Origin of the sequence: Bifidobacterium sp. (assembly GCF_050874245.1) — a bacterium.
Classification (GTDB): Bacteria; Actinomycetota; Actinomycetes; order Actinomycetales; family Bifidobacteriaceae; genus Bifidobacterium.
The window spans coordinates 1-4,629 of sequence record NZ_JBNMKH010000111.1 but is presented as its reverse complement, the minus strand read 5'-3'; the positions used below and the strand labels follow the sequence as shown (position 1 = coordinate 4,629).

At 58.5% G+C, this 4,629-nt stretch carries 6 protein-coding genes; 4 read left to right on the top strand and 2 right to left on the bottom strand.

Annotation, left to right across the window (positions count from 1 at the left end):
• On the top strand, positions 1 to 691 hold a 691-nt coding region (locus ACR0P8_RS08760; protein WP_432624701.1), incomplete at its 5' end, for an aldose 1-epimerase family protein.
• Between the two features lie 116 nt (positions 692 to 807).
• Positions 808 to 882 carry a 50S ribosomal protein bL37 gene (locus ACR0P8_RS08755; protein WP_003817083.1) on the top strand — a complete coding sequence of 25 codons (75 nt, stop codon included), beginning with the start codon at positions 808 to 810 and terminating at the stop codon, positions 880 to 882.
• A 102-nt stretch (positions 883 to 984) separates the two neighbouring features.
• On the opposite strand, the gene ACR0P8_RS08750 is transcribed toward ACR0P8_RS08755, so the two are convergent.
• Positions 985 to 1,245, bottom strand: a complete 261-nt coding sequence (locus ACR0P8_RS08750) for a hypothetical protein (protein ID WP_432624700.1) — start codon at positions 1,243 to 1,245, stop codon at positions 985 to 987.
• Positions 1,242 to 1,823 (bottom strand): sigma-70 family RNA polymerase sigma factor, encoded by a 582-nt coding sequence (locus ACR0P8_RS08745; RefSeq protein WP_432624702.1) that lies wholly within the window; start codon positions 1,821 to 1,823, stop codon positions 1,242 to 1,244. The genes ACR0P8_RS08750 and ACR0P8_RS08745 overlap by 4 nt, the downstream gene beginning before the upstream one ends.
• Positions 1,824 to 1,951: 128 nt before the next feature.
• Here ACR0P8_RS08745 and ACR0P8_RS08740 point away from each other — a divergent pair, with 128 nt between their 5' ends.
• Together ACR0P8_RS08740 and ACR0P8_RS08735 are read left to right on the top strand one after the other, a co-directional pair.
• A complete protein-coding gene (locus ACR0P8_RS08740; protein ID WP_432624699.1) occupies positions 1,952 to 3,505 on the top strand; it encodes a UDP-N-acetylmuramoyl-L-alanyl-D-glutamate--2,6-diaminopimelate ligase in 1,554 nt (517 codons plus the stop codon).
• A 37-nt stretch (positions 3,506 to 3,542) separates the two neighbouring features.
• Positions 3,543 to 4,559: a lipid II:glycine glycyltransferase FemX gene (locus ACR0P8_RS08735; RefSeq protein ID WP_432624698.1), complete on the top strand. Its 1,017-nt coding sequence runs from the start codon at positions 3,543 to 3,545 to the stop codon at positions 4,557 to 4,559.
• Positions 4,560 to 4,629 lie beyond the last annotated feature (70 nt).

Genomic DNA, 4,629 nt, shown 5'->3' with positions numbered 1-4,629 from the left:
GCGCAACAACGCCATTCACGGTTACGGCTACCGCTCCTACTGGAAGCTCGTCTCGCTCGCCGAGGATGCCGTGACGCTGACCTGGCGCTCCCCCAACATGGCCGGATACCCGTTCGACATCGTGGTGACCGCCACCTACAGCCTCGCCGACGATGGCCTGCACCTGACCGTCAGTGCCTTCAACAACGGCGATGTGGACGCACCGTGGGCGTTGGCCATCCATCCTTGGCTCGCCAACGGTCTGAACGGCTATGGCGATGAGATCGACGGCCACAATGCCAAGTGCAGCCTGACGCTGCCCGGCCGCACGCACGTCACCGTCAACGAGAACCTCATTCCGACCGGTACCGAACCGGTGGATGGCACCAAGTACGACCTGCGCAAGGACACGCTGCTTACCGAGCAGCCGTTCGATGACGCCTGGACCGATCTGGAGCATGACTCGGACGGCACCGTCACCGCGGTGTTCACGCGGGCGGATGGCAAGAAGGTGCGCGTGGGTGGCGACGAGACCGTCACCTCGTTCCAGGTGTGCACCGGAACCGGCTTCCCGGCGTTCAAGCATCCGGCGGGCGTGGCGGTCGAACCGCAGACGGCGTACGCGAACGCGTTCAATACCGGCAAGGACCTCATCGTCATCAAGCCGAAGGAGACTTCGAGCACTTCGCTGTTCATCGGCGCGCTTGACTGATATAATCACCCGTTGGAATAAGCCGGAGTCACACAGCGGACACCCGATTTGGCAAACGTCTCGCTTGTGTGCGATAATCCCGTAGGCTTATTAATCGCAAGTAAAGGAGTCCAATCATGGGCATGCGCGGACGTAAGCGCAAGGATCGTCGTAAGAAGGCCGCCAATCACGGCAAGCGCCCGAACGCCTGATCCCTGCCAACGCGAATAGCGTTACAGAGCATCGAGAACCCCGCAGAATCGCTGTGATTCTGCGGGGTTCTCCTATATCCGAAGCCGCAATCAGCGCTTCGTTCATTCGTCGCAGCAATGGTCCAACGTCGCTTCAAGCCTGTCGATCAGGCTCTGCGGCGCATGCTTGGGCCGCAAATAGGCACGCAACGCCGCGATCAGCGCGCGTTCCCGCTCGTCGCAACAGGTTTCCGGATCGAAACAATCTCCGGAAGCCACGACATGCACGCTGGTATGCGTCACCTGTGTCACCACGCCGTTCCCACCGGCTGTGGTGGTTCTGGTCGAAGTGATGGAAATATGCCGTTCCATTGGTTCGCTCATGGTCGATCCTTCCCGGCAGTGGCATAGCCACGTTCCTTCGCGTAATTGGCGAGCTCACGCTTCAACTGCGTTCTGGCGCGGTTGAGGCGGCTCATCACCGTACCGATTTTCACACCTTGTTCCTTGGCCACCTGGCTGTATGGCTTGCCGTCGATGGCGGCATCGATGAACACCTGACGACGCTCCGGGGAAAGCTTGTTCAGCGCGGTCATGATCTCCTCGGGCGCGTACGCGTCCAAGTACTCCTCTTCGGCGGATTTGAGCTGTTCTGAGGAATGCTCGGACGCCGAATACAGGTCCCAATCGTCGTATTCGCCGGTGGAATCGTTGGCGCGTTGCGGTCGTCGCTTGGCTTTGGCGTATTGGTTGAAGTAGGCGTTGCGCTCGATGGTGGTCATCCAGGCCGCGAAATTCGTCCCCTCCTTGAAGGAATCGAACGCCTTGAATCCACGCTCGAACGTGTCCTGCACCAGATCCTGCGCGTCATCCGGATTGTTGGTCAATCTCATCGCCTGCCGGTATAACGAATCCACAACAGGCATGGCGAGCCTTTCGAACCGCGCGCGGCGGCTTGCCATGGTTTCCGTCTGTTGTTCAGTCACACCCTCATTGTATCTTCCCGGCGTCACACGTCGTGCACATGGCTGCCGGTACAATATCTGTTCGGTATCCGCTCGACGTCTCATGCATGAGGAGAACACGAAACATGGCTTTGACTTTGGAATCGGCCGCACGGCTGCTTGACAGGCATGGACTGCTCCGAGAAATCATCCGCGGCGAGGTCTGGACGATCGACGCGAGCGACATCGACAACGCCGACAAGCCGTTCTCCACGATCACCTATGACACCCGCAAGGTGGAGCCAGGCGCCCTTCTGTGCTGCAAAGGCCGTTTCAAGGCGGAATATCTGAAAGATGTGGACGAGCATGGTCTTGCGGCCTATGTGGCGGAAGACGACTTCTCCGCCGCTACCCAGGCTCCGGGCCTCATCGTGGATGACGTGCGGAAGGCCATGGCTTTGCTATCGGCTGAATTCTACGACCGTCCGCAGGACCGGCTGAAGGTCATCGGCATCACCGGTACCAAGGGCAAAACCACCACCGCGTATCTCACCCAGGCCATGCTGAACGGATGCTCCGGCGGGAAATGCGCGCTGTTCTCCTCGGTGGACAACTGTCTTGACGGCCACACCTATGTCGAATCGGATCTGACCACTCCGGAATCCATGGATGCGTTCCGTATGATGCGCAAGGCTGTGGATAACGGCATGGAGTACCTCGTCATGGAGGTCTCCTCCCAGGCGTACAAGGTGGACCGCGTATACGGACTCACTTTCGATGTGGCCGCCTTCCTCAATATCAGTCCTGACCACATCAGCCCGATCGAGCATCCGACTTTCGAGGACTACTTCCACTGCAAACGTCAGATCGTCAAGAACTGCCGTTCCCTTGTACTCGGCGCCGACTGTACGCATGTCGACCTCATCCGGCAGGATGCGCGGCACGCGGGAGTCGACGTAACCACGTTCGCGCTCGATGACACGTCTCCGGCAGATGTTGTCGCGAAGCCGGCGGACGCCGAACACAGCCGCTTCTCCATCGCCATCGACGGTGCGACCATCGGGGAGCTGAGCCTGACATTGGATGGCGATTTCAACTACGCGAACGCCGCCGCAGCGGTCGCCATCGCCCGTGCCACCGGTTTCGATTTCGATTCGTCGCAGGCGCGGAAGGCGCTGCACGACATGGAACCGGTGCGGATCGCCGGTCGCATGGAGCATTTCAAGGACACCCGTTCCGACACGATCGCCATCGTCGATTACGCGCACAACTACGCTTCCGTCACCGCGCTGCTCGACTATGTGGACCAGCGTTACGGCAGCAAGAATCCGGAGATCACGCTCATCACCGGTTCCGCAGGCAACAAAGCGTACGACCGCCGCGAGGAGATCGTCAAGGCCGCGCAGGACCGCGTCGACCATCTCGTGCTTACATTCGAGGACACCGACGACGAACCGGTAGAACAGGTGTGCGAGGACATGCGCGGCCATGTCACCAATCCGAAGCTCGACGTGAGGATCATCCTTGACCGCGCCGAAGCCGTGGAATCCACGGTGGGAGCCGACCGGAAGGATTCCCGGCGTCCGCACGTCATCCTCATCATCGGCAAGGGCAACGAACGCTGGTTCAAGGACCACGGCAAGCACATCCCCTATGAGGGTGACGACCGTATAGTGGAGCGCGTGTTCGATCTTCAATAGGCAATCATCCAATAAGACAAGAAAGCAACGATATAACATGATTTCTCTCGTCCCCGCCAATCTCAATGACCTGGAACGACAGGCCGAACAAGCCGGCCTCACCCTGCCGATCGAGCAAACCGGCATCTGGGCGGAATACCAGAAAACCGTGGACGGACGCAGACCATGGGGCGCATACATCATCGAACAGGATGGTGAAGCAATCGCCTTCATTTCCCTTATCGACTTTGAAACGCACGGATACCATTACCTTCGTTCCGTACATGGACCATCGTGGGTAGCGAAACCGTCTCCCGAGCTTGAGCATCAAGTGCGGCAGGCGTTGGTCGATGAGGTGAGAAGAAAAGATAAGAACATCGTTTTTCTTCGTATCGACCTATGGGATGACGAAGGCACCGTTCCCGTGCTTTCCACCGTCCCCTATAACGAAACCGTAGTCATCGACGTCACCGGTGGAGATGACGAAATCATCAGCCGTATGAAGAAGCGCGGCCGCCGAGACGTACGCAAATCACTACGTGAATGCACCGCCGATTGCTCAGATGAGACTGAGCTTGCGACCAAGGATTTCTCGCAGTACTACGAGCTCATGGTTGAAACCGGAAAACGCGATGGCTTCACACCAGCCCCGGCACAGGACTACACCGACATGCTTGTGGCGTTGGGGCCAAAACATTGCCGTCTATTCGCCGCGCGCGATGGTGGACGCGTGACCTCCTGGTCCATCGTCACCATCAATGGCACCCATGCCGTACGCTATTACGCCAGCATGCACACCGATGCCATGCGTTCTCACGTCACGGACAAGCTGCTCTACAATGAGTGCTGCATTCTTGGAAAACAGGGCATCACCGAATATGACCTCATGGGCATCGGCAACGATTTCGCGCCATCCCTAAAAGGCCTGAACGTATTCAAGACCAAATTCACCGAAGACATCACGCCAGTCGCGCCGGGACGCGACGTTCCAATCAAGAAGGGCTTCTATCGCGCGCTGACGATGCTGCAGTCCGTCCGCCGCTCGCTCCGACACAAAGAAAATAGCGGCAGATAGCTAGCTTTCATGGCGCATGCCATCGCATGACCATGAAAACGTTTGTGGGCTGGATTCCAGAAGTTGGAAT